Here is a 26,548-nt window from a genome sequence, read left to right on the forward strand (position 1 = left end):
TAAGCTGACAGGCATGACTGACGTACGCGGCGAGCTGCTGCAGCAGATCAAGGACAAGGCCGTGGTGCACGGCAAGGTGACCCTGTCGTCGGGTCTGGAAGCCGACTACTACGTCGATCTTCGGCGGATCACCCTCGACGGTGAGGCGGCCCCGCTGGTCGGGCAGGTGCTGCTCGACCTGACCGCGGAGCTGGAGTTCGACGCGGTGGGCGGGCTCACCATGGGCGCCGACCCCGTCGCCGCGTCGATGCTGCACGCGGCCGCCGCCCGGGGCAGGCGGCTGGACGCCTTCGTCGTCCGCAAGGCGGCCAAGGCGCACGGGCTGCAGCGGCGGGTCGAGGGGCCGGACATCGCGGGCCGGCGGGTGCTCGTCGTCGAGGACACCTCCACCACCGGCGGCTCCCCGCTGACCGCCGTGGAGGCCGTGCGGGAGGCGGGTGCCGAGGTCGTCGCCGTCGCGACCATCGTCGACCGGGCCACCGGCGCCGCCGAGAAGATCCAGGAGGGTGCGGGCGTGCCGTACCTGTTCGCCTACGCCAAGGATGACCTGGGCCTCGACTGAGTTATCCACAGGTTGGACACGGGGACGGGACCATCCGGCCAAGTCTGGAAAGATGGGGCCGACGACGACGTCACACACCCCCCAAGGTCTAGGTCAGGGCCGTAAGAAGAACGCCGTACGCAGTACGTCAACCCGCACACTCAAGGAGCGGACAGATGCCCATCGCAACCCCCGAGGTCTACAACGAGATGCTCGACCGGGCGAAGGCAGGCAAGTTCGCCTACCCGGCCATCAACGTGACCTCGACCCAGACCCTGCACGCGGCCCTGCGCGGTTTCGCTGAGGCGGAGAGCGACGGCATCATCCAGATCTCCACGGGTGGCGCCGAGTTCCTGGGCGGTCAGCACAACAAGGACATGGTCACCGGCGCCGTCGCCCTGGCCGAGTTCGCGCACATCGTCGCCAAGAAGTACGACATCACCGTCGCCCTGCACACGGACCACTGCCCGAAGGACAAGCTCGACGGGTACGTACGTCCGCTGCTCGCGGTCTCCGAGGAGCGCGTCGCGCGCGGTGAGAACCCGCTGTTCCAGTCGCACATGTGGGACGGCTCGGCCGAGACCCTGGCCGACAACCTGGCCATCGGCCAGGAGCTGCTGGAGCGCGCCCGCGCCGCGAAGATCATCCTTGAGGTCGAGATCACCCCGACCGGCGGCGAGGAGGACGGCGTCTCGCACGAGATCAACGACTCCCTGTACACGACGGTCGACGACGCCGTCCGCACCGTCGAGGCCCTCGGCCTCGGTGAGAAGGGCCGCTACCTGCTGGCCGCGTCCTTCGGCAACGTGCACGGTGTGTACAAGCCGGGCAACGTCGTGCTCCGTCCCGAGCTGCTCAAGGAGCTGAACGAGGGCGTCGCCGCCAAGTACGGCCAGCCGGCCGGCAGCAAGCCGTTCAACTTCGTCTTCCACGGCGGCTCCGGCTCCACGGAGGAGGAGATCCGGACCGCGCTGGAGAACGGCGTCGTCAAGATGAACATCGACACCGACACCCAGTACGCCTTCACGCGTCCGGTGGCGGCCCACATGTTCCAGAACTACGACGGCGTCCTGAAGGTCGACGGCGAGGTCGGCAACAAGAAGACCTACGACCCGCGCACCTGGGGCAAGCTCGCCGAGGCCAGCATGGCCGCGCGCGTGACGGAGGCCTGCGCCAACCTGCGCTCGACGGGCACGAAGATCAAGTAGTTCTGCGGTTTCCAGGGGTTCCCCGGTTTCCCCGGGTCCTCTCCGGCAACTCCGAGCCCGGCGCCTGTCTACGGCGCCGGGCTCGCTGTATACCTGGGGGCATGCCCGACGTCCGGCTGGCCTCACCGCAGGGCAAGTGGATCCTGCTCACCACCGTCCTCGGCTCCAGCATGGCGATGCTGGACTCGACCGTCGTCAACGTCGCCCTGCCGCGCATCGGCCGCGACCTCGACACCGACCTCGCCGCGCTCCAGTGGACGGTCAACGCCTACATGCTGACGCTGGCGGGGCTGATCCTGCTGGGCGGCTCGCTCGGGGACCGGTACGGGCGGCGCCGGATCTTCGTCATCGGCGTCATCTGGTTCGCCGCCGCCTCACTGCTGTGCGGGCTGGCCCCGAACGCCGGCGTGCTCATCGCCGCCCGGGCCCTGCAGGGCATCGGCGGGGCGCTGCTCACGCCGGGGTCGCTCGCGCTGATCCAGGCGTCCTTCCATCCCGACGACCGGGGGCGGGCGGTCGGCCTGTGGTCGGGGTTCGGGGGCGTCGGCGCGGCGGTCGGCCCGTTCCTGGGCGGCTGGCTGGTGGACGGGCCGGGCTGGCGGTGGGTGTTCCTGCTGAACGTCCCGCTGGCGGTGCTGTGCGTCCCCGTCGCCCTGCGGCATGTCCCCGAGTCGGGGGACGGCCGCAAGCACGGCCGCTTCGATGTGCTGGGCGCGACCCTCGGCGCGCTGTCCCTCGCCCTGGTGACGTACGCGCTGATCGAGGCCCCCACGGGCTCCTTCGGCGTCGTGCTCACCGCGGTCGCGGGGGTGGCCGCGGGAATCGCCTTCGTGGTCGTGGAGAAGCGGCGCCCGGATCCGATGATGCCGCTCGACATCTTCGCGTCCCGCCAGTTCACCGCGGTCAATCTCGTCACCCTGTGTGTGTACGCGGCCCTCGGCGGCTTCTTCTTCCTCGCCGCGCTCCAGCTCCAGGTGGTCTCCGGCTACTCGGCCCTCGGTGCCGGTACGGCGCTGCTGCCGACGACCGTTCTGATGCTGCTGCTCTCCGCCCGCTCCGGTGCGCTCGCCGACCGGATCGGGCCGCGTATCCCGCTCACCGTCGGGCCCCTGCTGTGTGCGGCCGGCATGCTGCTGATGCTGCGTGTCGGCCCGGACGCCGCGTACGTCGCCGACGTACTGCCCGCCGTTCTCGTCCTCGGCTTCGGCCTGGTCACGCTGGTCGCTCCGCTGACCGCCACCGTGCTCGCCTCGGTGGACGTCGCCCGGGCGGGGCTGGCCAGCGGCATCAACAACGCGGCAGCCCGCGCGGCGGGGCTGGTCTCGGTGGCGGCGCTGCCTCTGCTCACCGGCATGGGGGAGGAGGCGTACCGCTCGCCGGGGGCCTTCGACGAGTCCTTCGACCGGGCGATGGTCCTGTGTGCGGCCCTCCTGGCGGTTGGCGCGGCACTCGCCTTCGCGACGGTCCGCCGCCTCCCCCCGGACTGCACCCGGCCGGAGTGCCACACCCATGGCGGCATCACGGCACCCCCGCTGGAGGGCCGCCCCGCCCGACGCCGACTGGCGTAACCACCGGGATTCCTCGCCCCCGCCGCCCCTACCCGTCCCGTCCTCCAGGGGCTGCCGCCCCTTCGCCCCCGCCTCCCAGGGGGCTCCGCCCCCTGGACCCCCGCTCCTCATACGCCGGAGGGGCTGATTTCGCTCCCCCGCTCCTCATACGCCGGAGCGGCTGGTTTCGCTCCCCGCTCCTCAGACGCCGGAGCGGCTGGATTTCCGCGGAGCCCGGTTTTTCAGCCCGTCCGGCGTTTGAGGACGAGGCCCTTTCGGGGCCGAAGCGGGGGTCTGGGGGCGGCAGCCCCCAGGGACGGGACGGGTAGGGGCGGCGGGGGCGAAGGAAGCTCAGTGCCGCCGGCGCAGCATGCGGCGGCCCACCACGATGGCCGATGCCAGGACCAGCGCCGCCGCGGGGGCGGCCCAGCGCAGGGTGGAACCGGAGGTGACCGTCTGCGGGGCGGGGACGGGGGCGTAACGCCCGCGCGGCGGGGCGTGGTCCACTTCCTCCGCGCTGCGGCCGATCATCGTCCGCCGGGCGTGTGCCGCCTCGGCGACAGGGGGTTCGTCCCCGGCCCCGTTCTGCCCGGCCCGCTCCTCCTCGGCCCCGTCCTCCGTGGCCGCGGGATCCAGCGACGGCGGCGGTACGTCCGTGTCGAAGACGGACGCGGGCTCCGGACTGTCAGCGGCGGACGCCTTGTCTGCGGGCTCCGACCCCGACTCCGACCCCGACTCCGACTCCGACTCCGACTCCGACTCCGACGACAGGTTCGGTCCCGGCGCCGGTGCGTCATCCGCGTCCGGCGTCGTCTCGAAGTCACTGGTCACGCGGGTTTCGAACTCGCCGGGCGCGAGGGACTCCTCCAAGCCCTCGTCCAGGCCCTCCTCCAAGCCCTCGTCCGAGGCCCCTCCCTCCGGCCCCTGCTCCCCCGCAGCCGCCCCCAGGTTCTCCGCGAACCGGTTCAGCAGACGCGTCACCGCCGTCCCCACCGCGTCCTGCGGCAGATCCGCCACGCGCCCGTCCGCCGCGGCCGCCCCCTCGAACCGCACCGTGGTGCCGCCGTCCGCGTCCAGCAGCCGCAGCCTGAGCGAGAGCTTGACCGAGCCGGTGCCGCGCGCCTCGGTGGCGTCGCCCTCGACGGCGTACGAACCGTCGTCCTGCCCGGAGAGCCGTACCAGCCCCCGATACGTGATCGTGTGACCGCCGACGCGTACCTTCAGCCGTCCCGCGACGGGCTCGGCGCCGGCGTCCTGCTGGAGCCCGGGGACCGCCCGGGCCACCCGCACAGGGTCGGCCAGCACCTCCCCGAGTCGCTCGGCCGGAACCGGAACGAACACCTCATGCTCCATGGTGAGCGAGCCTACCCAGCATGGCGTGAACCGCACCCACAGATCTGGGGATTCTCCCCACACACCGCCATCCCGGCCGTACCCTCGCCCCCCGCCCACCCCGGTCTCTCAGAACCGGTGGAGACCCCCGCCAGCGCCACGACACCCGCCCTCCGGGCATACCTCTCCGCCCCGCCCACCTCGGTGCCTCAGTACCGCGGATGCACCAACGTCGACACCCCCAGCCCCCCGATCCGCGTCCGCTCCGCCGCCCGCGCGTCGGCCGTCAGCCTCTCCTGTGTCAGGATCTGCGGCCGCGGTGTCCCGCGCCCCTCCGCCAGCCGCAGCGCGGGCCGTTGTTCGCGGCCGGCCAGGATGAAGCCCCAGTCGTGGGGTGCCCGGCTGGGGCCGGTCGAGCGGTCGGGGCCCGGGGTGAAGCCGGAGGTGGGGCCCGTGACGCGGTACGGGGCGGTGTGCAGGCCCGCCGCGTGGAGTGTCGTGTCGACGGTCCAGAAGCCGCGGGGGCGGGAGGAGACCGGCCCGGCGTGCACCGCGAGGCGGCCGTGCGGGGTCAGGGCGCGGCGGGCGAGGCCGTAGAACTCCTGCGAGTACAGCTTTGTGCTGGCCGTGATACCGGGGTCGGGCAGGTCCGAGATCACGACGTCGTACGTCGCCGGCGGCGCCGCCCGCAGCCGGCGGAAGGCGTCGCCCGTCATGACGTGGACGCGGCTGTCGTCGTACACATGCCCGTTGAGGCGGGACAGCGGAGGGTCGCGGCGTGCCAACCGCACCACCCCGGCGTCGAGTTCGACGACGTCGACCCGGTGCACGCCGGGATGGCGCAGCACCTCGCGCGCCGCCAGCCCGTCCCCGCCGCCGAGGATCAGTACGCGCGTGTGCTCGCCGCTCATCGCGGGGTGGACCAGCGCCTCGTGGTAGCGGCGTGCGTCGCGGCCGCTGACCCGGAGCCGGCCGTCGAGGAAGAGGTCGAGGGGCCGGCCATGTGTACCGCCGGTGATGACGACGTCCTGGACGTCCGTCTGCAGCGCCACCCGTACGTCCAGCCCGTACACCGCGTGCCGTGCCGCCCGCTCGAAGTCGTCGACGAGTACGGCGGCGGAGGCGAGGACACCGAGCACGGTGACGTTGGTGATCACCAGCAGCCAGCGGGCGCGGCGGGTGAGGTCCCCCCTGAACAGGCCGAGGACCAGCACACCGCCCGCGACCGCGTTGACGGCGCCGGTGATCAGGGTCGAGGTCAACTGGCCCAGCAGGGGCAGGAGCAGGAAGGGGAACGCGAGGCCGCCGACCAGGGCGCCGACGTAGTCCGCGGCGAACAGGTCGGCCACCGCGCCGCCCGCGTCCTGGCGCCGGATGCGCTGGATCAGCTCCATCAGCAGCGGCACTTCGGCGCCGATGAGCAGGCCGATGGTGAGGGAGAAGGCGACGAGGAGACAGCGGGGGCCGTTGGCCCACAGCCCGCCCCAGTCACCGGTCCAGGCGAAGACGGCGTACAGGGCGAGCGCGCTGCAGCCGCCGACGAGGGCGAGGACGGCCTCGATGGCGCCGAACCCGGCCGCGGCGAGCGGGCGCAGGCGCTTCGCGGCGAGGGAGCCGATGCCCATCGCGAACACCATGACGGACAGCACGACGGAGGCCTGGGTGACCGAGTCGCCGATCAAGTACGAGGCGAGGGCGACCAGTTCGAGTTCGTACACGAGTCCGCAGGCGGCGCAGACGAAGACGCCCGCGAGGACCAGGAACCGACCCGTGCCGGGCCGCACCGGCAGCCGCGCCGGGCCGGTCCAGGGCGGCGGGGCGCCGGGTGGTGCGGGCGCGTGCGGGTCGATCACGCTGCCGACGGTACGTTACGCCTGCGGCACGCTACGTCACCCACACGTGTGGAACTGGCGGACAGTTGAGCGCCCGGTGTTTATCCGACCGCCACCGGCGGCTGCCGCCCCCAGCCCTCGCTGCGGCCCACCCGCACGCCCACCTTCGTCCTTGTCGCCACCAACTGCCCGTCCTGCGGATACGCGTGCCACGTCCGCCAGTGCACCTGCCCCTCGTGGTACTGGGCGAGCATCGCGGTGAACGCGTGCGGGCTGCCGGGGAACACGCCCGCGAGGCCATGCGGGTGGTCGGCGACCAGGGCCAGCAACTCCTGTGCCCGTCCCGCGAACTGACCCGGCGACAGAATCTCCACCCGGGCCGCGAACTCGTACTCCCAGTCGCCCGCCCGCTTGGCCACCCCGAGCGGCAGGGGCGTGCTGCTGCCGGGCATGCAGGCCACCGTCTCCGAGCAGTCGCCCCGCTCCTCCTCCAGCAGCACCTGGTGGGACGCGCCGAGCAGTCTCAACTGGAGCTTCGCGCCGGTCAGTTCGAGATCCAACGTGGCCAGTGCGGGCAGCGGCTCCCGCCCCAGGGCCCAGGCGAGGTCGGCCGCGCGCGTGTCGGTATAGGCGGTGTTCAGGGTCGTGAGCATGGGTCGGCTCCGCTAGCACGCAAGAAAGGGAGGTGTGGGTTTCCGGCGCACCCCGGCCGACGCCGGGAGGTCGGCCCGGTCAGCCCAGTCGGCCGGTCAGAAGGGGGGGTCCGCGGGACGTCCGAGGGGCTGCGTTGGTGAAATTAACTGAATCATGAACGGTGGCGCCACCACAGCGTTTTTACCCAAGTTCGTAGGGTTTCCATCCCTCAGAGGGCTTATCAGCTCAACTGTTCAACTCCGGCGTACGCCGGAGCGCACAAAAGCGGGGCCGGTCCCAGGCACCGACCCCGCTCATTCCGGATGCGATTCCCCCTCGGGGGAGCTCAGCTGCCCCGTGTCAGCTGCCTCCGCCACCGCATCCGCCCCCGCCGCCCCCTCCACCGCAGGACGATCCGCCTCCGCAGGACGAACCGCCGCCGCAGGAGGAGCTACCCCCACAGGACGAACCCGAGCCACCCCCGCCGGCCCACCAGCTGCCGCTTGCTCCGCTGCCCGAACGCCTGCCGTGCGAGCGGTGGGCCGGACGGGCGCTGCCGCGGGCGGCGGACACGACGATCACTACGAACACCACTGCGACCAGCGCCCCCACGATGATTATGGTCATGGCGTCAGCCTCCTTCCGTTCCCCCGAAGCGGATCCCGGCGTCCCCCCGTGGGCGCCTCCCGCTCGGTGCGTGGGAGTCAGATGCCCGGCCGTCTCACGACCCAAAGCAGAGTTGAGGAACTCCAGAGCTTGGGCGCAGGATGACCCGCATGACCTCCACCTCCCGCCCCCTGCTCAACCGCCGGCTCGCCGAGTTCGGGACGACGATCTTCGCCGAGATGTCAGCGCTGGCCCTGAAGACCGGGTCCATCAACCTGGGCCAGGGTTTCCCCGACACCGACGGGCCCGAGGAGGTCCGTGAGGCCGCGGTGCGGGCGCTGCGCGACGGGCGCGGCAACCAGTACCCGCCGGGTCCCGGCGTCCCCGAGCTGCGCCACGCCGTCGCCGCGCACCAGGAGCGGCGCTACGGGCTGTCGTACGACCCCGACACGGAGGTCCTGGTCACGGCCGGTGCCACCGAGGCCATCGCGGCCACGCTGCTGGCGCTGCTGGAGCCCGGCGACGAGGTGATCGCCTTCGAGCCGTACTACGACTCGTACGCGGCCTGCATCGCGATGGCGGGCGGGACACGGGTGCCGGTCACCCTGCGGCCGCACGAAGGAAGCTTCCGGCTGGACCTGGACGAGCTGCGCGCCGCCGTCACCGACCGCACCCGGCTGCTGCTGATCAACACCCCGCACAACCCGACCGGGACGGTCCTCACCCGCGAGGAGCTGACCGCGATCGCCGAGCTGGCCGTCGAGCGGGATCTGCTGGTGGTGACCGACGAGGTGTACGAGCACCTGGTCTTCGACTCCGCCGAGCACCTGCCGCTCGCCACGTTCCCGGGGATGCGCGAGCGGACGGTGACCATCGGGTCGGCCGGCAAGACGTTCTCCTTCACCGGCTGGAAGGTCGGCTGGGTGACCGCGCCGTCCGCCCTGGTCACGGCCGTGCGCTCGGCGAAGCAGTTCCTCACGTACGTGTCCTCGGGCCCGTTCCAGTACGCGGTCGCGGAAGCCCTCGCGCTGCCCGACAGCTACTTCGCGGCCTTCCGCGCGGACATGCTGGCCAAGCGGGACCTGCTGGCGGCGGGTCTGGCGGAGGCGGGCTTCGAGGTCTTCCGGCCCGCCGGCACGTACTTCATCACCACCGACATCCGCCCCCTCGGCGAGAGGGACGGCTTCGCCTTCTGCCGCGCCCTGCCGGAGCGGGCCGGGGTGGTCGCCATCCCCAACGCGGTCTTCTACGACCACCGGGAGGCGGGGGCGCCGTTCGTGCGGTTCGCGTTCTGCAAGCAGACGGGTGTGCTGGAGGAGGCGGTGAAGCGGCTGAAGTCCCTGGCCGGCTGAGCACTCGCGCCCGTCCTCAGCCTGTGGACGGGCGCAGACGGCACGAGCCCGGCCCGGCACACGGCCGCGATGGCCGGTGCCCTGGCCGGGCTCGTCCGAATCCGGGTCGAATCCGGGTCGAGGACTACTCCTCGTCGTCCTCCGGCTTCTCCGCGTCGTTGACCTCCTGCTCAAGGCCGAGCTGCTCGACGAGCCACTTGTCGAACTCGATGGCGGCCCGCACCCAGCTGACCGTCGACGAGACGAAGTGCTCCAGGCTCACGCCGGTGCCGATCAGCATCTGCGCCTCGCCGATCAGACGGACGGTGCCGTCGTCGTGCGTGTGGCTGTAGACCTTGGGCCACAGGGTCCGGCGGTTCCAGTCGTCGATCGACTCCAGAAGCAGGGGCTTCTCGTCGATCTTGTGGGGCCGGTCGTAGAACGTCCGCACCGAGAAGACCTGCTGGTCACCCTCACCGCGGAACATGAAGTACGTACGGAACTGCTCCCACGGCGCCGCGAGGTCACCCTCGTCGTCGACGACGTACTTCAGCTCCATCTGGTCGAGGAGCTGCTTCACGAGGTCCTGATCCGGGACAACGGGTCCGGGCGGCGGCCCGGGCTCCGGCTGCTGGCCCCCGAAGTTCGGGATCGAGGACGGGTCGATGCTCACCGTGTTTTTCCCTTCGTACGGATTCCGCCATCCTCTCCCATGCGGGGAGGGGGGTGGCAAGCCCTGACGGGTCTGTCAGCCGTGGGCTGACTCGAACCGGTCACTGCGGGCGGGTACCCGGTGACTCCGGGCGGGTGCCCGGTCCCTCCGGGTACCCGGAATCACAGCGTCTTGCCCGTCCGCGGGCCCACGATCAGGCCGTCGCCGAAGGCATCCACCCGGACCGTGTCGCCGTCCTTGACCTCGCCGGACAGGATCTCCTTGGCCAGCCGGTCGCCGATCGCGGTCTGCACGAGACGGCGCAGCGGGCGGGCGCCGTAGGCCGGGTCGTTGCCCTCGTCGGCGAGCCACGCCAGGGCCTCGTCGGTGACCTCCAGGGTGAGGCGGCGCTCGGCCAGCCGCTGCGCGAGCCGGTCGACCTGGAGGCGGGCGATACGCCTCAGCTCGTCCTTGTGTAGCGCCGAGAAGACGACCAGGTCGTCCAGCCGGTTGAGGAACTCGGGCTTGAAGGAGACCCGGACCACCTCAAGGACCTGCTCCTTCTTCTCCGCCTCGCTGGTGATCGGGTCGACCAGGAACTGGCTGCCCAGGTTGGACGTGAGCACGAGGATCGCGTTGCGGAAGTCGACCGTACGGCCCTGACCGTCCGTCAACCGTCCGTCGTCCAGCACCTGGAGGAGGACGTCGAAGACCTCGGGGTGCGCCTTCTCCACCTCGTCGAGCAGCACCACGCTGTACGGCCTGCGCCGCACCGCCTCCGTCAGCTGGCCGCCCTCCTCGTAGCCGACATAACCGGGAGGCGCGCCGACCAGCCGGGCCACGCTGTGCTTCTCGCCGTACTCCGACATGTCGATGCGGACCATGGCCCGCTCGTCGTCGAAGAGGAAGTCGGCGAGGGCTTTCGCCAGTTCGGTCTTGCCGACGCCGGTCGGGCCGAGGAAGAGGAAGGAGCCGGTCGGGCGGTCCGGGTCGGCGATGCCGGCGCGGGTGCGGCGTACGGCGTCCGACACCGCGCGTACGGCCTCGCTCTGGCCGATGAGCCGCTTGCCGAGCTCGTCCTCCATCCGCAGCAGCTTCTGCGTCTCGCCCTCCAGGAGGCGGCCGGCCGGGATGCCGGTCCAGGCGGCGACGGTGTCGGCGATGTCGTCGGAGCCGACCTCCTCCTTGACCATCGGGTCCTTGGCGGCCACCTCCTCGGCCTCGGACGCCTCCGCCAACTCCCGTTCGAGAATGGGGATTTCCTCGTAGAACAGCTGGGAGGCGGTGGTCAGGTCGCCCTCGTCCCGGAGGCGCTCGGCCCGGCTGCGCAGGTCGTCGATCTGCTTCTTCAGCTCACCGACCTGGTTGAGGGACTGCCGCTCCTTCTCCCACCGGGCCTTGAGCCCGCGCAGCTCCTCCTCCTTGTCGGCACGGTCCCGGGCCAGCTTCTCCAGCCGCTCCCTGCTCGCGGCGTCCTTCTCCCTGCCGAGCGCCAGCTCCTCCATCTTCAGCCGGTCGACCACACGCTGGAGCTCGTCGATCTCGACCGGGGACGAGTCGATCTCCATACGGCGCCGTGAGGCGGCCTCGTCGACGAGGTCGATCGCCTTGTCGGGCAGGAAGCGGGAGGTGATGTAGCGGTCGGAGAGGGTGGCGGCGGCCACCAGCGCGCTGTCCTCGATCCGGACCTTGTGGTGGGCCTCGTACCGCCCCTTGAGTCCGCGCAGGATCGCGATGGTGTCCTCGACGGTCGGCTCGGCGACCAGCACCTGCTGGAAGCGCCGCTCCAAGGCCGGGTCCTTCTCTATCCGCTCGCGGTACTCGTCGAGGGTCGTGGCGCCGACCATGCGCAGCTCACCGCGGGCGAGCATGGGCTTGAGCATGTTGCCCGCGTCCATGGCGGAGTCACCGCCGGCACCGGCCCCGACGACCGTGTGCAGTTCGTCGATGAAGGTGATGATCCGCCCGTCGGAGTCCTTGATCTCCGCGAGCACGGTCTTCAGCCGCTCCTCGAACTCACCGCGGTACTTGGCCCCGGCGACCATCGCACCGAGGTCCAGCGCGACGAGCCGCTTGCCCTTGAGGGACTCGGGGACGTCGCCCTTCACGATCCGCTGGGCGAGCCCTTCGACGACGGCGGTCTTGCCGACGCCGGGCTCGCCGATGAGGACGGGGTTGTTCTTGGTACGGCGGGAGAGCACCTGCACCACGCGCCGGATCTCGTGGTCCCGCCCGATGACGGGGTCGAGCTTGCCCTCGCGGGCGGCGGCGGTGAGGTCGGTGCCGAACTTCTCCAGGGCCTTGTACTGACCCTCGGGGTCGGGGGTGGTCACCCGTCGCCCTCCCCTGCTCTTCTGGAACGCGGCCAGCAGCTTCTTCGCGTCCGCGCCCTGCCGGGAGAGTACCTCGCCGGCCTGGCCGCCCTTCGCGGCGATCCCGACGAGGAAGTGCTCCGTGGAGAGGTACTCGTCCCCGAGCTCCTCGGCCCGCGCCTGCGCCTCGGCGAAGACGGCGAGCAGCTCGCGGTTGGGCTGCGGCGGCGCGACGGTGGACCCCGTCACGCTGGGCAGCCCGGCGAGGATCTTCTCCGCACCGGCGCGTACGGCGGCCTGGTCGGCCTCGACGGCGGCGAGCAGGTCGGTGATGTTCTCGTTGTCCTGCCCCTCAAGCAGCGCGAGCAGCAGATGGGCCGGGGTGAGGTCGGGATGCCCGTCCTTCGCGGCCCGACTGCTCGCCGCGTTGAAGGCGTCCCGGCTCCGGTTGGTCAGGTCGGCGTCCACGTGTCCGTTCTCCTCCTGGCGTCAGCTTCTCCCAGTACTGACTGGGTCAGCGTACACAAAGTTGAGTCTATTCCGCTCAAGGTTCCATTCAAGGTAGTGCCGGGAGGCGGAGTGGGGCTAGGTTCCGGGCCATGGCTGCATACCCCCAGGACCCGGACGCGCCGGACGCGTCGTACCTCACCTTCTGGCAGGAGAGGCATCTGTGCACCCTCACGACCCTCCGCTCGGACGGCACCCCGCATGTCGTGCCCGTCGGAGTGACATACGACGCCGAGGCGCGGCTGGCTCGGGTGATCACGCTGAAGTCGAGCGCGAAGGTACGCCACGTACTGGCGGCCGGCGCCGACGGGGCACACGTCGCGGTCTGCCAGGTGGACGGCGGAAGGTGGGCCACCCTGGAGGGGCTGGCACAGGTCCGGACCGAGCCCGAGCGGGTCGGGGACGCGGAGCGGCGGTACGCGACACGGTACGGGCGGACGCCGACGCCGAATCCCGACCGGGTGGTGATCGAGATCGCGGTGACCCGGGCGATGGGGCGAGGGTGAGTGGGGGGTGCGACGGGGTGTGCGGCAAGGCGAGCGACGGGGTACGCGGCAAGGTGAGCGGCAAATGGTGACGAACCGGGCGGGCAGACCTCTGTCACCCGGTTGGCGGATCACCGGGTGGCCGGATACCCGGAGGCCGGGTGGCCGGATACCGGGCGCCCGGTTTCGGCCACCGAAGGAACAGCCGGATATGAGGACATGTCCCGGGAAAACTGCAGCGGCGTCACCGTGTTCAGGTCACGGTGACGCCGCTGCGGGGGGAAGCACCTGAGCGATCTGTTACGACGGGGGAATCGCGTCAGGCACTGCGGGGGGTGGCTGAGATAGTCCTTGGGGCCGGGGCCTCCGGCTCCACCAGACGGTGGTCGCGCTGATCGAGGTTGACGAAGATCATTCCGTACCGGATGGCACATCGCACAGGCTGCGGCGCCCCCCGAGGCCGCCGCAGACACCGGTACGCCCGCACGTCCTCCTCGTCGTCCCGCGTGACGACGACCGGCTCGCCGAAGACGGTCACCATCAGCGAGTCACCGGGGTGGGGGAGCGCGGTGACCAAGTCGATGAAGTGCCAGCCCGAGCGGTATGCGGTGGCCATTTCGCGGCGGAAGGAACGGTCGTCGGGAGGAGTGGTCATCTCGATCAGTCCCACCTGGTATCCATGGGGACGACCGGCCCGTTGTCGCCGTCGGCCGCGACAACCACAGACTGAGCATCACCCACCTTGTGCACGTCACTCTTCGCACCGGAGAGGCCCGCCAGCGTTCCGAAGGCCACAACGGCGGAGAAGGCGGCAACAAGTACCGAGCGAAGCATTCTCTTACGCATAGTCGGCTTCGTCCTCACTTGAAGGTCCCCTCTTCCCCCGTCGGATAAGACGATGGCTCATTCAGGCACGTCATGGCCACACGATCGGTGCATCATGTTCCTGCATGTTCAGGACCCTGGGGGGTGGAGATTTGACAACAAATCGGACTAAGGTGACACATCCCCATGCGGTTACCGAGCTGTGTGAGGAAGGGAGCCGTCTCTACGCGACCGCCCTGCGCACAGGACGCATTCTGCGGGCGGATGTCGAGCCTGCTCCGTGCCTGATGGAGTTCGCCCTCCTCCACCCCGATCCCGACGACGCGCAATGGTTGCGACCGGTTCCCCCGTCGCTCGCGCTCGCCCAGCGGCTCAATCCGATCGAGCGCGAGATCACCGCGCAACGGCGTATGTCCATCGAAATCGCCGAGGTCTTCGAGCCATTCATGGCCCTCGGCGCCCAGGACGCCGCCCCCACCCACGCGATCACCGTGCTGGAGGGCCTCGACCGCATCAACACTGCTCTCGACCTGGCGACGGCCCAGTGCCAGACCGAGGTGCTCGCGGTCCAGCCGAGCGGTCGCGCAAGCCCCGAGAACCGGCTCCTGGAGGCCCTGGAGCGCGACAAGCCGCTGATCGACCGCGGGGTGCGGATCCGGACCCTCTACCAGCACACGGCGCGCTACATACCCGACCGGCTCGCCTACATGGACCGGTTCGCCGACGGCAAGGTCGAGTACCGCACCATCGACGAGCTCGTCGAGCGCCTCATCATCTGCGACGAGACCGTCGCCTTCATCCCCATACGGGACGACCGTCAGGTGGCCCTGGAACTCCGTCACCCGGGTCTGGTCCGCTATCTGATCAAGGTCTTCGAGTTCATGTGGACGCGCGCGGTACCGCTGCAGGCGGGTACGCCGTACGAGACCGACCCGGACGGCATCACCGACATCCAGCACTCCATCGCCAAGCTCCTCGTGGAAGGCCACGTCGACGAGGCAATCGCCCGGCGCCTCGGCATGAACGTACGCACCTGCCGCGCCCACATAGCCAAGCTGGCCACGGCCCTGGGCAGCGGCAGCCGGGCTCAACTCGGCTTCCTCATAGCCCAGTCGGGGATCCTGAACCAGGATCACCGGCCGTCAGGGGGAGAGGGTCACGCGTGACCGCACAGGCGCATGGCCACCCGGCGGAAGAGGTGTGCGCCGCGGGCCTGGCGCTGTACGCCCGCGCGCTGCGTGAGGGCGGTGTGCAGGTGCCGGACGCCGCGCCGGTGCCGTGTCTGCTGCACTCGGGGCTGCTCCGCCCGGACGCCGACGACCCGCGTGCCCTGCGCCCGCTCCCTCCCGCGCTGGCCCTGCCGAGGCTGCTGCGCGGCATCGCCGAGGACATCGCCCGGCAGCGCCGTACCGAGACACGGCTGACCGAGGCGTTCGAGCCGCTGCTCGCCCTCGCCGAGCCCGGCCCCGATCCCGCGGCGCACGCCGACGTCCGCCTGCTGAGCGGGATCGGCGCGATCAACCGCACCGTCACCCAGGCGATGGTGGAGGCCACCACGGAGATGCTCACCGTCCAGCCCCACCACACCTACATCGGCATCTCCCCGGAACTCCATGCCCAGGCCATGGAACGCGACCAGTCGTTCCTGGACCGCGGCGGTCGGATCAGGTCCCTCTACCAGCACACCACGCGGCACATGCCCATGCTGCTGGCCCGTTACGAGCACCTGAAGGGCGACGTGGAGGCCCGCACCCTGGACGAGGTGACCGAGCGTCTCCTCGTCATCGACCGCACCGTCGCCTTCATCCCCGCGAACGCGGACCGCACCCTCGCGCTGGAGCTGCGGCACCCGGCGATCGTGACCTACCTGGCGACGGTGTTCGCCCGCCTGTGGCGCCTGGCCACCCCCATGCACCCCGAGACCGTCCGGCAGCCCACCCTCAACGGCGTGACCCCGCGTCAGCGTGCCATAGCCGCCCTGCTCATCGAGGGCCACACCGACGCCGTCATCGCCGACCGGCTCGGCATGAACATCCGCACCGCGCGCGTCCACATCGCCAAGCTCGCGGCGACGCTGGGCAGTGAGAGCCGGGCCCAACTCGGTTATCTCATCGGCCGGTCGGGGATTCTCGACCGGGAGCCCCGGGGCCCCCTGGAATCCCGCTGACGCCGGACGGTCCCGGTATCCCCGGCACGCCGGCGACGCTGATCACCGCGGCCTCGGAGGACGACGCCCGCGGCCGGTCCAGGCCCACCTGAGCGATACGGACCCCGAGTTGCGTACGGCTCGCCGCGCCCAGCGTCTCCGACAGCCGTGCGATGTGCGCCCGGCAGGTACGGACGCTGATCCCGAGCCGTTCCGCGATCACCGCGTCCTGGTGTCCCTCGGCGAGCAGCGCGGCGATGGACTGTTCGCGATGGGAGATGCCCTCGATGCCGGTGTCGGGGAGGGGCGCCGTCAGCGGGATGGCCAGTCGCCACAGCCGCTCGAACACGGTCAGCAGGTAGTGCACCAGGGCCGGGTGCCGCAGCTCCAGCGCGAGGGTGCGGTCGGCGTTCGCGGGAATGAAGGCGACCGTGCGGTCGAAGAGGATCAGCCGGTCGATCACCTCGTCCAGCGTGCGGGCCTCGACCGAATCGCCCATCAGCTCAAGGTAGTTGAGCAGTCCCTGGCCGTGCCGGGCCACATGGGTGTACAGGTCCCGCATCCGCACGCCCCGCCCGCGCAGCGCCATCGCCCGGTGCAGCCCCTCGGTCAGCTCGTGCTCGGGGCGGATGCCGCCGGGCTGCACGGTCAGCACCTCCGTGGTGCACGCCTCGGTCGCCGCGTCGAGGGCCCCCTGGATGCGGGAGGCGCCGTCCAGCACCCGGATCGCCGTGCCCTCCGCGCCGGACGCCTGCGCCGACATGGGGCCCAGCCCGGCGTACCACTCGAACGCCGACACCGCCGAGCCCACCCGCCGCTGGCTCGCGCTGACCTCGTCGTACACACCGCGCAGCAGCCGCGTCATGACCTCCTGCGGGGAGGTCGGCACCAGCCAGTCCATGTCGTCGGGATCGGGGTGCAGCAGGGCCAGCTCCAGCAGACAGGGCACCGGCTCCGCGTCCCGGCGGGGCACACGGCCACGCCGTACGGCCCGGGAATACACGCGATCCCCGGCCTCGCACAGTCGGTCGGCACCGTGTGGATGCTCCTCCGTCCCGTGCCCGGCCATCGCCCATCCACCCCCGGTTCTTGCCTCTCGCCGGCTCGCCCGCTGCTGGAGCGCGGTGCCGACACCGTCACCGGGACGCCCCGGCAGGGCATGGCCCTGGTCGAGGGGCCCACCATGCACAGCCCTTCGGGCGGACGACGGGAAGGGTGACGACTGAGCCGAGTTCGCTCGCGCTTCCGCAGCGCAACTATGCGCGGACCGGCCGTGCTCCGCAACACGGCTCCGGGCGGGGTGGGCGCCGTAAAGCACCGGTATGCCCAATTATTTCCTAGCCTCCGTCCTTCGAGTTGCAACAAGCTGGGGGTGTCGATCCAGCCCTTTGCCCTGTGCGCAGCAAAGTGCCTCACGTCCGGACGCGGCCCTTCCGCCTGGCATCTCCCGGAAATCCCCCAGTGATCACCGCGTTACGCGCCGCGCTTAACGTCAGGCCATGGCGGACATATTTGACGCATACGCGCTGGCCGACGCGTGGGACGAGATGTTCGATCGGCCGGGTGAGGTCAGGACCGCCTATGAGCCGGTGCTGGCTGCACTTCAGCCGATCGCCCCGAGTGAACTCAGGTTCCGGGCCGACCAGATGGCCCGCGCGTTCACCGACCGCGGCGTGACCTACGCCTTCGCGGGCGAGGAGCGGCCCTGGCCGCTGGACCTCGTGCCCCGCATCCTCGACGCCCTGGAATGGGATCTCATACAACGCGGGGTGAGTCAGCGGGTCAGGGCCCTGGAGGCCTACCTCGCCGACGCCTACGGGCCCGCCCGCGCCTTCGAGGACGGCGTCGTGCCCTGGCGGCTGCTGCTCAACTCCCCGCACTTCCACCGGGCGGCCCACGGGATCGAGCCACCGGGCGGGGTCCGGATCCATGTCGCCGGGATCGACCTCGTACGGGACGAGGCCGGGGACTTCCGGGTCCTGGAGGACAATGTGCGGGTCCCCAGCGGGGTCTCGTACGTGATCGAGAACCGGCGTGCCATGACCCGGATCTTCCCCTCCCTCTTCGCCGAGCAGCACGTCCTGCCCGTCGACGGCTACACGCAGAAGCTGCTCGCCGCACTGCGCGCCGCCGCGCCGGACGGGACCGGGGATCCGCGCGTCGTCGTGCTCACCCCCGGGCCCAACAACGCCGCCTACTTCGAACACGCCCTGCTGGCCCGGCTGATGGGTGTGCAGCTCGTCGAGGGGCACGACCTGGTGTGCCGCAACAACCGCGTGTGGATGCGCACGACACGTGGCGAGGTCCCCGTCCATGTCGTATACCGGCGGCTGGACGACGACTTCCTCGACCCCCTCCACTTCCGCCCCGACTCGGTGATCGGCTGTCCGGGCATCCTCAGCGCGGCCATGGCCGGCAACGTCACACTCGCGAACGCCGTGGGGAACGGCATCGCCGACGACAAGCTCCTCTACACCTACGTCCCGGACCTCGTCCGCTACTACCTCGGCGAGGAGCCGATCCTCCCCAACGTCGAGTCCTACCGCCCTGACGAGCCGGGCCAGTTGGAGGCCGTCCTCGACCAGATCGAGCAGCTGGTCATCAAGCCCGTCGACGGCGCCGGCGGCCAGGGCATCGTCATCGGCCCCAAGGCCGACCGCGAGACGATCGAACGCACTCGCAAAGCCGTCATCGCCGACCCGCGCGGCTTCATCGCCCAACGGCCCGTCGCCCTGTCCACCTCCCCCACCCTCGCGGGCGAGCGCATGGCACCACGCCACATCGATCTGCGCCCCTTCGCGGTCAACGACGGCAACGATGTCTGGGTGCTGCCCGGCGGCCTCACCCGCGTCGCCCTCCAGGAGGGCAACCTGATCGTCAACTCCAGCCAGGGCGGCGGCTCCAAGGACACCTGGGTGCTGGCCGAGGGGCCGGCGCAGTCCCCGGGGACGCCGAGCGCCGGAGAGCTCCTGAAGGTCGCACCGCGTCAGCTCGGACCCGACGGCACCCCCGCCGTCGTACAGGAAGGAGCGCAGCAGCAGTGAACGACGTGATCCTCTCCCGTATCGCCGAATCCCTGACCTGGACCGGGCGTTACGTCGAGCGTGCCGACGCCACGGGCCGCATCCTCGACGCCTACCTGCACCGCATGCTGGAGGATCCCTGGCGCGACGAGGACGTCGCCTGCCGGTCGCTGTACGCGATCCTCGGGATGGACGCGGGCGGGGCACCGGTGGACATGCAGCAGGTGCTCGACCAGCTGGCCTTCGACGCCCGCTCGACCGGGTCGATCGAGGGCGCGCTGGGCGCTGCCCGGCTGAACGCGCGCAGCGCCCGCGAGGCCGTCTCCTCCGAGATGTGGGAGTGCCTGAACTCGACGTGGCACGCGCTCGCGGACCAGCGGCTCGCGGCCAGACGGACGGGGCCGTACGCGTACCTGGAACTGGTCCGCCGCCGGGCCGCGCTCTTCTTCGGTCTCGCCGACTCGACGATGAGCCGGGACGACAGCTGGCGCTTCGTCGTGCTGGGCCGGAGTCTGGAGCGGGTGGACATGACCGTACGGCTGCTGTCGGTGCGGGTGCTGGACGCCGCCCACGCGCCGGACTGGCCGACCCTGCTGAGCGCGTCCGGCGCCGACGAGGCGTACGCGCGCGTGTACAGCGGCTTCGGGGACACCCCTCGGGTGGCCGAATTCCTGCTGCTGGACCGGGACTTCCCGCGCTCGGCGCTGCACGCACTGACCACGGCGGAGGAGTGCCTCACCGCGCTGGGCCGGCCCCGCCAGGATCCGGCGCGCCGCCCGATCGGCCGGATGCGCACCCGCCTGGAATACCTGGACACACACGCCCTGGAGGACCAGCTGCCCGCGCTGCTACGGGACTTGCAGCAGTCCTGCATGACCTCGGCGGACGCGGTGGCCGACCGGTTCTTCCCGTACCAGGGGCCCGTCGAGTGGGCCCAGGAAGGAGCGTGAGATGACCACCCAGGGAACTCGTCGTCTGCGCATCAAGCACCTCACGAAGGTCGCGTACGCCCAGCCGGCGGCCTCGTCCCACAACGAGGTCCGGATGACCCCGCTGACCCTCCCCGGCCAGACCACCCTGGACGCCCGGGTCACCGTCAACCCGTCGACCCCCACCTGGTCGTACTGGGACTACTGGGGCACCCAGGTCACCGGCTTCGATCTGATGGACCCGCACGGCCACCTCACCATCACGGCCTCCAGCCTGGTCGAGACCCACCCGGCGGGCCCGCTCCCCGAGGCGCCCACATGGCGGGGGCTCGCCGAGCGGACGGCGAACTCGCGACTGGCGGAGTACATCAACCCCACGGCCCGTACGACGGTCCCCGCCGGGCTGATCGAGCGGGCCCGCGATGTCACGGCCGGCCTCGACCCGCACGAGGCGGCCGTCGCCGTGTCCTCGCTGGTCGCCGACCGGGTGGCCTACCTCCCCGGCACCACGGGCGTGAACACGTCCGCCGCCGAGGCCTGGGAGCAGTCGGCGGGCGTCTGCCAGGACATCGCCCACCTCACCATCGCCCTGCTGCGCGGCCTGGGGCTCCCGACCCGCTATGTCTCGGGCTACCTCCACCCCGACCGCGAGGCGGAACTGCACCGCCCGGTGGCCGGCCAGAGCCACGCCTGGATCGAGTACTGGGCGGACGACTGGTGCGGCTACGACCCCACCAACCGGACGCGGGCCGACGAGTCCCACGTCGTGGTCGGGCGAGGGCGCGACTACGACGATGTCACTCCGCACAAAGGGATCTACCGGGGCGTTCCGGGCGGACCGCCGGAGGTGACGGTGGAGTTCACACGGGTGGCGTGAACGCGCGGCGTCCTACTTGCCGAGCCCGATGGAAGCGCAGTCCGCCTTGTACTTGGCCGTGCAGATGTCGCCCAGCTGATAGATGCCGTCGGCGACGACCGTCTCCTCGATGTTCTTCCGGGTCAGGGCGACCACGGGGACCAGCAGGGCCGGGATGTTCTTGGCGGTCGGACTGTCGACCTGGTCCTGGGTGAGGGAGTCGAACTGGATGTCCTTGCCCTGGACCTTGGCGACGGCCATCTGCGCGGCGCTCTCGGCCTCCTGCGGGTACGACTTGTACACGCTCATGAACTGCTCGCCGGACACGATCCGCTGGACGGCGTCCAGTTCGGCGTCCTGCCCCGTGATCGGCGGCAGGTTGGTCACGCCCGCGGCCTCCAGGGCCTTGATGATGCCGCCGGCCATGCCGTCGTTGGCGGCGTAGACGCCCTTGAGGTTGTTCACGCCGATCGACTTGATCGCCTGGGCCATGTTGGCCTGCGCGTTCTCCGGCTTCCAGTCCTTGGTGTCGTACGACTTGGCGATGTCCACCGTGCCGCTGAGTTCGGAGAGGGCGCCCGCCTTGAACTGCTTGGCGTTCGGGTCGGTGGGCGAGCCGTTCATCATGACGATCTTGTCGGAGGAGTCGACCTCCCCCATGGCCTCCAGGAGGCTTCGGGCCTGGACCTCGCCGACCAGTTCGTTGTCGAAGGAGACGTACGCGTCGATCGGCCCCTCGGCCAGGCGGTCGTAGGCGATGACCGGAATCCCGGCGTCCTTCGCCTTCTGCACGCCCTCGGCGATCGCGTGCGCGTCGACCGCGTCCAGCAGGATCACGTCGACCTGGTCGTCGACCATCTGCTGCAGCTGCTCCGCCTGCTTGGACGCGCTCGCGTCCGCGTTCAGGTAGTCGACCTTGCCCTGCTTGTTGGTGAGCTCCATCACCTTGTTCCGGATGATGGGGTAGTCGAACTTGTCGTAGCGCGTGTTCGCCGTCTCCGGCAGCAGCAGCCCCACGGTGACGTCGTTGCCCTTGGTGGGGCTCGCCTCGGAGCTGTCCCCGCTGACGCCCAGCGCCCCGCACGCGGCCAGCGAAAGGGTCATCGTGGACGCGGCGGCCACGGCGGTGGCGATACGACGCGTGGGGCGCATGGGACGCATAGAGGAGCTCACTTCTGGTGCCTTCGGGACTCGGGCGCGCCATTGCGCCCAGATGACTGAAAAGCCAACGCGCCGTCGCCCCCCAGCGTCAAGCGGAACTACTTAACGAGTGCGCAACACCACGCTCCGCTGTGCATGTAAAGACATGACGGAACCTCTCCAAACACCCATTACATCCCGTTCATCAAACCTTGAACGAACGGGCGACCAAGATCAGTACAAGCCATGCCATTCCTCCCGAGTGGTGATCATGAGCGTGTTCGCTGCGCCGTCCCTCACTCGACCAGAGGATCGAACAATCCCAGCCACACCCGCGACCGCCACCACGGCCGCCTGAAAGTCAGGGGAAGGCGCGTACAACCCATGGGCCCGTCCATGAGTCGTGATCGTCGCCAGCCTTCCCCGGCCAACGACGATCACGTCCGAGGAATCAATGAACCCAGCCAGACGCACGACCACCGCGGCCGCCGCCGCTGTCGTGCTCGCCACCTCGGGTGGCCTGCTCACCGCCGTCGCCGCACCCTCCGCCGCCGCGACGACCTGCAACTCGCCGGTCTACAAGCGCCAGTTCTTCGCGAACACGGCCTTCTCCGGGACTCCGAAGAAGACGGACTGCGACAGCGTCATCGACCAGAACTGGGGCGCCAACGCACCCGCCTCCGGTCTGCCGACGAACAACTTCGGCGTCCGCTGGACCGTGACCCGCGACTTCGGCTCCGGCGGCCCCTTCGCGCTAACGGCCGCCACCCAGGACGGCATCCGCGTCTACCTCGACGGCAGCCGCAAGACAGACGTCTGGAAAAACGTCTCGTCGACGGTGAGCAAGACCGTCAACGTCACCGTCCCCGCCGGCAAGCACACCCTGCGTGTCGACTACGTCAACTGGACCGGCAACGCCAACGTCAAGTTCACGTACGCCCCGCGCACCTCGGCCACCGTCGACAAGGTCAAGCCCCTCACCCCGGCCGGCCTCACCTGGGACGACTACGCCGCCGACGCGGAGAACGGCCCGATCGTCGCGCTCTCCTGGGCGAAGAACAAGGAGATGGACCTCGCCGGCTATCGCGTCTACCGGCGTGTGCAGGGCACGAGTGCCTGGACGCGAGTGGCCACGACGACCGGCACGAGCGTCAACGACAGCGTGCCGATGACGGGGAAGTCCTACTACTACGAGGTCCGCGCCTACGACAAGGCCGGCAACGAGTCCACCGGCACCGCCGACGCGGGCCCCGTCAACACCCCGGACCGCACCGCGCCCGCCGCACCGGTCCTGACCGCTGAGGCCGTCGAGGCGTCCAACAACCTCTCCTGGACGGCCTCCGAGGACGCGGTCACCTACCGGGTCTTCCGCAAGACGCCGACGACGACCACGTACAGCGTGCTCGCCGACATCACCACCCCCGGCTACACGGACACCTCGGCCACCTACGGCCGCGCCTACGACTACAAGGTCAGCGCGATCGACGCGGCCGGCAACGCAGCCGTCTCCAACGTCGTACGCAGCACCCGGACCATCACCCCGCCGCAGAACGTGACGGCGACGGTGCCGAGTTGGGGCGCGGTGTTCACCTGGACCGAGCCTGCCGGCGGCAACACCGCCGACTACGACGTCTACCGCTCCACGGCCTCGCCGGTGGCCCTGACCTACGACAACCTCACCGACTGCCGCAGCCGGAAGACCAGTGCGGACGCGTCCGGCAACACCGTGCGCAGCTGCACCGACTACGACGGCGACCAGGGCACCACCTACCACTACGTGATGACCCGGAAGAACACGGCCGGCCGCTGGTCCACCGGCTCCGCCGAACTCACCGTCACCCGGCCCGGCGACGAGACCCCGCCCCCGCCGGTGACCGGCCTGACCGCCGAGCCGCTGGAGTACGGCGTCAAGCTGGACTGGGCGGACAGCACGGCGGCGGACCTGGAGAAGTACTGGGTCTACGAGGACCGGTCCTGCTGCGAGCCGGAGTACCTCGGCACGGTGCCCGCGGGCACGTCCGAGTTCGTCGTGGGCCCGTCGGCGGCGGACGGCGAGACGAGGACGTACATCGTCGTGGCCGTCGACGCCTACGGCAACTCCCTTACCTACCAGGACGAGACGGACATCCCGGACTGGAGCGGCCCCGTCTCGAAAGTCACCGTCACCGAGCTCGACCTCCGGCCGACGACCGCCCCCGAGGACACCGCGCCCTGCTCCCTGCTCACCTACACGACGTACGGCGACCACGGCGGCATGTACATCGAGTGCGCCGACTCGGTGGCCACGGAGGCCGCCGGCATCAACGTCTACCGCTGGGACCGCGCGACGAGCACCTACGCGCGGGTGACCGACGTACCGCTGGCGCCGACCACCACCAACTACACCGACACCACGATCCCCACCGGAACGACGGTCTACTACCTGCTCTCGGTCGTCGCGGCCGACGGCTCGGAGACCTTCAGCAACGTGGACTCCAGCGTGTCCCTGCCGAGCGGGACGTGATCCGATGAGGCCCTGTCTGAACCTGACCGCCACGGCGGTCGTACTCGCCACGACCGGCGGCCTCCTCACGGCCGTGGCCGCCCCGGCGTCGGCGGCCGTGAGCTGCACGTCCCCGGTCTACAAGCGCCAGTTCTTCGCGAACACCACCTTCTCCGGCACCCCGAAGAAGACCGACTGCGACACGACGATCGACCAGAACTGGGGCACGTCCGCCCCGGCCACCGGCCTGCCGCGCGACAACTTCGGCGTCCGCTGGACGGTGACGCGCGACTTCGGCTCGGGCGGGCCGTTCGCGCTCTCCGCCTCGGGCCTGGACGGCATACGCGTCTACGTCGACGGCGCCCGCAAGATCGACATCTGGAAGAACGTCTCGACGAGCGTCGCGAAGACGGTCAACGTCACCGTCCCCGCCGGCAAGCACACCCTGCGCGTGGACTACGTCAACTGGACGGGCAGCGCCAAGGTCAAGTTCGGCTACACGCCGAGGACCTCGGCGACGGTCGACACGGTCAAGCCGCTTGTCCCGACCGGGACTTCGGTGTCGTACGACAAGGCCACCGGGAAGACGAAGCTCACCTGGGCGAAGAACCAGGAGATGGACCTCGCGGGCTACCGGGTCTACCGACGCCTGCAGGGCGGCGCATATCCGAGCAAGCCGCTCGCGACGACCGCCGCCACCTCGTGGGTGGACACCCCGCCGCCGACCGGTGAGACGTACTACTACGAGATCCGCGCCTACGACAGGGCGGGCAACGAGTCGGCCGGTACCGCCGATCAGGGCGTGACGACGGTCGACCGCACGGGCCCGGCCGCGCCCACGGGGCTCACCGCGCACGGCGACCTGTGGGGCATGATGCTCGGCTGGGACGCGGTGCCGGGCGCGGCCTCCTACGAACTGTTCGAGAAGGACCCGGCGACCGGCTCCCCCACTCTGGTCAAGCAGCTCACCGGCACGTCCTACGTCCACGACGTGGGCCACAACAAGACACTGCACACGTACGTGGTCCGGGCCCTGGACTCGGCCGGGAACGCGGGCGCGTACTCGGCGCCCGTCACGTCCGACGGCATCGACCGGACGCCCCCGGACGCACCGGAGAACCTGCGGGCGAAGGTGACGTCGTCCACGGTGTACCTGACGTGGAACGCGCCGCAGAACCCCACCGCGGACGAGCTCCTCAACGACGCCCGCTTCACCGTCTTGCGCTCGTCCACCTCACCGGACGTGGACACCGGGTTCGTGAACTGCGCCGTGAACGAGTCCCTCGACACCGCCGCGCACGAGTACACGTTCACGTGCTCCGACGACGAGTTCGAGCCCGACACCACTTACACCTACGAGGTCTTCCTCACCGACTGGCAGGGCAACCGCTCCGCCCCCTCCGACCCGGTCACCGTCACCACGGCCGACCGCGTCGCCCCGCTCCCCCTCACCGGCCTGACGGCCACGCCCCGCGCCGACGGCATGGAACTGCGCTGGAACGCCCCGGCCGACACCGACGTCGCCTCCTACCGCGCCCTGCGCGGCGTACGCCAGGCCGACGGCACGGTGAAGTGGGGCGGGGGGCTGGTGAACTGCGTCGACAGCGACGAGGACCCGCTGGCCATGCTCTGCATCGACACCCCCGACGGCGAGAGCTACGTCTACACGGTGATCGCCGAGGACGTCTGGGGCAACAGGCTCTCCGCGAACGACCCGTCCGCCCCCATCGTCACCGCCACGGAACTGAACATCGCCCCGGGCGAGCCGATCGGCAAGGACTACGAGGCGGGCGGCCCGCTGTGGGGTGGCGGCGGCTGGACGGTCTCCGAGACGGCCCGTCCGGTGCAGTGGCACTGCGAAGGCGACGTCTGCGCCCGGATCACGGAGTACCGGGTCAGCCGCTGGAACGAGGAGACCCAGAGCTACGAGCTGCTGGGTACGGCCGCGCCGACGACCGACTACTACCAGTCCTTCACCGACGCCACCCAGCCACTCGGGTCCATCTCCTACTACCGGGTGGTCGGCGTCCTGCCCGACGGCACGGAGACGCTGCCCGCGCACCCGTGGAGGATCCGCCCGGACCTGCTCTGACCTCCGGTCGGCCTGCCTCAGCCCCGCTTCACCCCCGCCTCGGGCCTGTGATCCCCTCACCGATCACGA

At 70.6% G+C, this 26,548-nt stretch carries 20 protein-coding genes; 12 read left to right on the top strand and 8 right to left on the bottom strand.

The window, feature by feature from the left end:
- Positions 1-13 precede the first annotated feature (13 nt).
- From pyrE to POF73_RS11475, 3 genes are all read left to right on the top strand, one after another.
- On the top strand, positions 14-562 hold the full coding sequence (gene pyrE, locus POF73_RS11465; RefSeq protein ID WP_272114508.1) for an orotate phosphoribosyltransferase: 549 nt from the start codon (positions 14-16) through the stop codon (positions 560-562).
- Between the two features lie 155 nt (positions 563-717).
- Positions 718-1,749, top strand: a complete 1,032-nt coding sequence (fbaA, locus tag POF73_RS11470; RefSeq protein ID WP_272114510.1) for a class II fructose-bisphosphate aldolase — start codon at positions 718-720, stop codon at positions 1,747-1,749.
- Positions 1,750-1,850: 101 nt separating this feature from the next.
- Entirely contained in the window at positions 1,851-3,317 is a 1,467-nt protein-coding gene (locus tag POF73_RS11475; protein ID WP_272114511.1) for an MFS transporter, read from the top strand.
- Between the two features lie 330 nt (positions 3,318-3,647).
- Here POF73_RS11475 and POF73_RS11480 read toward each other — a convergent pair whose 3' ends face one another.
- From POF73_RS11480 to POF73_RS11490, 3 genes are all read right to left on the bottom strand, one after another.
- The gene (locus POF73_RS11480; RefSeq protein ID WP_272114512.1) at positions 3,648-4,649 is read right to left on the bottom strand and encodes an SRPBCC domain-containing protein; all 1,002 of its coding nucleotides are present in this window, start codon (positions 4,647-4,649) and stop codon (positions 3,648-3,650) included.
- A 188-nt stretch (positions 4,650-4,837) separates the two neighbouring features.
- Complete coding sequence (locus POF73_RS11485) at positions 4,838-6,481, bottom strand: polyamine aminopropyltransferase (protein ID WP_272114514.1); 1,644 nt, start codon at positions 6,479-6,481, stop codon at positions 4,838-4,840.
- Positions 6,482-6,561: 80 nt separating this feature from the next.
- Positions 6,562-7,113, bottom strand: coding sequence for a DUF2617 family protein (locus POF73_RS11490; RefSeq protein ID WP_272114515.1), 552 nt, complete (start codon positions 7,111-7,113; stop codon positions 6,562-6,564).
- 747 nt (positions 7,114-7,860) lie between these two features.
- On the opposite strand from POF73_RS11490, the gene POF73_RS11495 reads away from it, so the two are divergent.
- Positions 7,861-9,051: a pyridoxal phosphate-dependent aminotransferase gene (locus tag POF73_RS11495; protein ID WP_272114516.1), complete on the top strand. Its 1,191-nt coding sequence runs from the start codon at positions 7,861-7,863 to the stop codon at positions 9,049-9,051.
- Between the two features lie 124 nt (positions 9,052-9,175).
- On the opposite strand, the gene POF73_RS11500 is transcribed toward POF73_RS11495, so the two are convergent.
- Both POF73_RS11500 and clpB read right to left on the bottom strand, forming a co-directional pair.
- A complete protein-coding gene (locus POF73_RS11500; protein WP_272114517.1) occupies positions 9,176-9,703 on the bottom strand; it encodes a YbjN domain-containing protein in 528 nt (175 codons plus the stop codon).
- Positions 9,704-9,864: 161 nt separating this feature from the next.
- Positions 9,865-12,462, bottom strand: coding sequence for an ATP-dependent chaperone ClpB (gene clpB, locus POF73_RS11505; protein ID WP_272114518.1), 2,598 nt, complete (start codon positions 12,460-12,462; stop codon positions 9,865-9,867).
- 131 nt (positions 12,463-12,593) lie between these two features.
- Here clpB and POF73_RS11510 point away from each other — a divergent pair, with 131 nt between their 5' ends.
- Positions 12,594-13,007, top strand: a complete 414-nt coding sequence (locus POF73_RS11510; protein WP_272114521.1) for a pyridoxamine 5'-phosphate oxidase family protein — start codon at positions 12,594-12,596, stop codon at positions 13,005-13,007.
- A gap of 298 nt (positions 13,008-13,305) precedes the next feature.
- On the opposite strand, the gene POF73_RS11515 is transcribed toward POF73_RS11510, so the two are convergent.
- On the bottom strand, positions 13,306-13,641 hold the full coding sequence (locus POF73_RS11515; protein WP_272114635.1) for a hypothetical protein: 336 nt from the start codon (positions 13,639-13,641) through the stop codon (positions 13,306-13,308).
- A gap of 295 nt (positions 13,642-13,936) precedes the next feature.
- Between POF73_RS11515 and POF73_RS11520 the strand changes: the two genes are divergently transcribed.
- Both POF73_RS11520 and POF73_RS11525 read left to right on the top strand, forming a co-directional pair.
- Complete coding sequence (locus tag POF73_RS11520; RefSeq protein ID WP_272114522.1) at positions 13,937-14,977, top strand: helix-turn-helix transcriptional regulator; 1,041 nt, start codon at positions 13,937-13,939, stop codon at positions 14,975-14,977.
- Complete coding sequence (locus tag POF73_RS11525; RefSeq protein ID WP_272114523.1) at positions 14,974-15,978, top strand: helix-turn-helix transcriptional regulator; 1,005 nt, start codon at positions 14,974-14,976, stop codon at positions 15,976-15,978. The genes POF73_RS11520 and POF73_RS11525 overlap by 4 nt, the downstream gene beginning before the upstream one ends.
- On the opposite strand, the gene POF73_RS11530 is transcribed toward POF73_RS11525, so the two are convergent.
- Positions 15,920-17,026: a helix-turn-helix transcriptional regulator gene (locus POF73_RS11530; RefSeq protein WP_272114525.1), complete on the bottom strand. Its 1,107-nt coding sequence runs from the start codon at positions 17,024-17,026 to the stop codon at positions 15,920-15,922. The genes POF73_RS11525 and POF73_RS11530 overlap by 59 nt on opposite strands.
- A gap of 430 nt (positions 17,027-17,456) precedes the next feature.
- Between POF73_RS11530 and POF73_RS11535 the strand changes: the two genes are divergently transcribed.
- The 3 genes from POF73_RS11535 to POF73_RS11545 are packed head-to-tail and all read left to right on the top strand — an operon-like array spanning position 17,457 to position 20,786.
- Positions 17,457-19,001 carry a circularly permuted type 2 ATP-grasp protein gene (locus POF73_RS11535; protein WP_272114526.1) on the top strand — a complete coding sequence of 515 codons (1,545 nt, stop codon included), beginning with the start codon at positions 17,457-17,459 and terminating at the stop codon, positions 18,999-19,001.
- A complete protein-coding gene (locus tag POF73_RS11540; RefSeq protein ID WP_272114527.1) occupies positions 18,998-19,930 on the top strand; it encodes an alpha-E domain-containing protein in 933 nt (310 codons plus the stop codon). The genes POF73_RS11535 and POF73_RS11540 overlap by 4 nt, the downstream gene beginning before the upstream one ends.
- Position 19,931: 1 nt before the next feature.
- A complete protein-coding gene (locus POF73_RS11545) occupies positions 19,932-20,786 on the top strand; it encodes a transglutaminase family protein (protein ID WP_272114528.1) in 855 nt (284 codons plus the stop codon).
- A 12-nt stretch (positions 20,787-20,798) separates the two neighbouring features.
- Here POF73_RS11545 and POF73_RS11550 read toward each other — a convergent pair whose 3' ends face one another.
- On the bottom strand, positions 20,799-21,926 hold the full coding sequence (locus POF73_RS11550) for a sugar ABC transporter substrate-binding protein (protein ID WP_272114529.1): 1,128 nt from the start codon (positions 21,924-21,926) through the stop codon (positions 20,799-20,801).
- Between the two features lie 433 nt (positions 21,927-22,359).
- Between POF73_RS11550 and POF73_RS11555 the strand changes: the two genes are divergently transcribed.
- Together POF73_RS11555 and POF73_RS11560 are read left to right on the top strand one after the other, a co-directional pair.
- Positions 22,360-24,408 (top strand): fibronectin type III domain-containing protein, encoded by a 2,049-nt coding sequence (locus POF73_RS11555; RefSeq protein WP_272114530.1) that lies wholly within the window; start codon positions 22,360-22,362, stop codon positions 24,406-24,408.
- A gap of 4 nt (positions 24,409-24,412) precedes the next feature.
- Complete coding sequence (locus POF73_RS11560) at positions 24,413-26,479, top strand: PA14 domain-containing protein (protein ID WP_272114531.1); 2,067 nt, start codon at positions 24,413-24,415, stop codon at positions 26,477-26,479.
- Positions 26,480-26,548 lie beyond the last annotated feature (69 nt).

It is taken from the genome of Streptomyces sp. HD (genome assembly GCF_028369295.1).
Lineage (GTDB): Bacteria > Actinomycetota > Actinomycetes > Streptomycetales > Streptomycetaceae > Streptomyces.

Bases quoted from the DNA above. Each gene is read 5' to 3' on its own strand.
- POF73_RS11495 (WP_272114516.1), top strand. From the start codon at position 7,861: ATGACCCGCATGACCTCCACCTCCCGCCCCCTGCTCAACCGCCGGCTC.
- POF73_RS11515 (WP_272114635.1), bottom strand. From the start codon at position 13,641: ATGACCACTCCTCCCGACGACCGTTCCTTCCGCCGCGAAATGGCCACC.
- POF73_RS11550 (WP_272114529.1), bottom strand. From the start codon at position 21,926: ATGCGTCCCATGCGCCCCACGCGTCGTATCGCCACCGCCGTGGCCGCC.
- POF73_RS11560 (WP_272114531.1), top strand. From the start codon at position 24,413: ATGAGGCCCTGTCTGAACCTGACCGCCACGGCGGTCGTACTCGCCACG.
- POF73_RS11530 (WP_272114525.1), bottom strand. From the start codon at position 17,026: ATGGCCGGGCACGGGACGGAGGAGCATCCACACGGTGCCGACCGACTG.
- POF73_RS11510 (WP_272114521.1), top strand. From the start codon at position 12,594: ATGGCTGCATACCCCCAGGACCCGGACGCGCCGGACGCGTCGTACCTC.
- POF73_RS11490 (WP_272114515.1), bottom strand. From the start codon at position 7,113: ATGCTCACGACCCTGAACACCGCCTATACCGACACGCGCGCGGCCGAC.
- pyrE (WP_272114508.1), top strand. From the start codon at position 14: ATGACTGACGTACGCGGCGAGCTGCTGCAGCAGATCAAGGACAAGGCC.
- POF73_RS11535 (WP_272114526.1), top strand. From the start codon at position 17,457: ATGGCGGACATATTTGACGCATACGCGCTGGCCGACGCGTGGGACGAG.
- POF73_RS11545 (WP_272114528.1), top strand. From the start codon at position 19,932: ATGACCACCCAGGGAACTCGTCGTCTGCGCATCAAGCACCTCACGAAG.
- POF73_RS11520 (WP_272114522.1), top strand. From the start codon at position 13,937: ATGTTCAGGACCCTGGGGGGTGGAGATTTGACAACAAATCGGACTAAG.
- fbaA (WP_272114510.1), top strand. From the start codon at position 718: ATGCCCATCGCAACCCCCGAGGTCTACAACGAGATGCTCGACCGGGCG.
- POF73_RS11475 (WP_272114511.1), top strand. From the start codon at position 1,851: ATGCCCGACGTCCGGCTGGCCTCACCGCAGGGCAAGTGGATCCTGCTC.
- POF73_RS11555 (WP_272114530.1), top strand. From the start codon at position 22,360: ATGAACCCAGCCAGACGCACGACCACCGCGGCCGCCGCCGCTGTCGTG.
- POF73_RS11480 (WP_272114512.1), bottom strand. From the start codon at position 4,649: ATGGAGCATGAGGTGTTCGTTCCGGTTCCGGCCGAGCGACTCGGGGAG.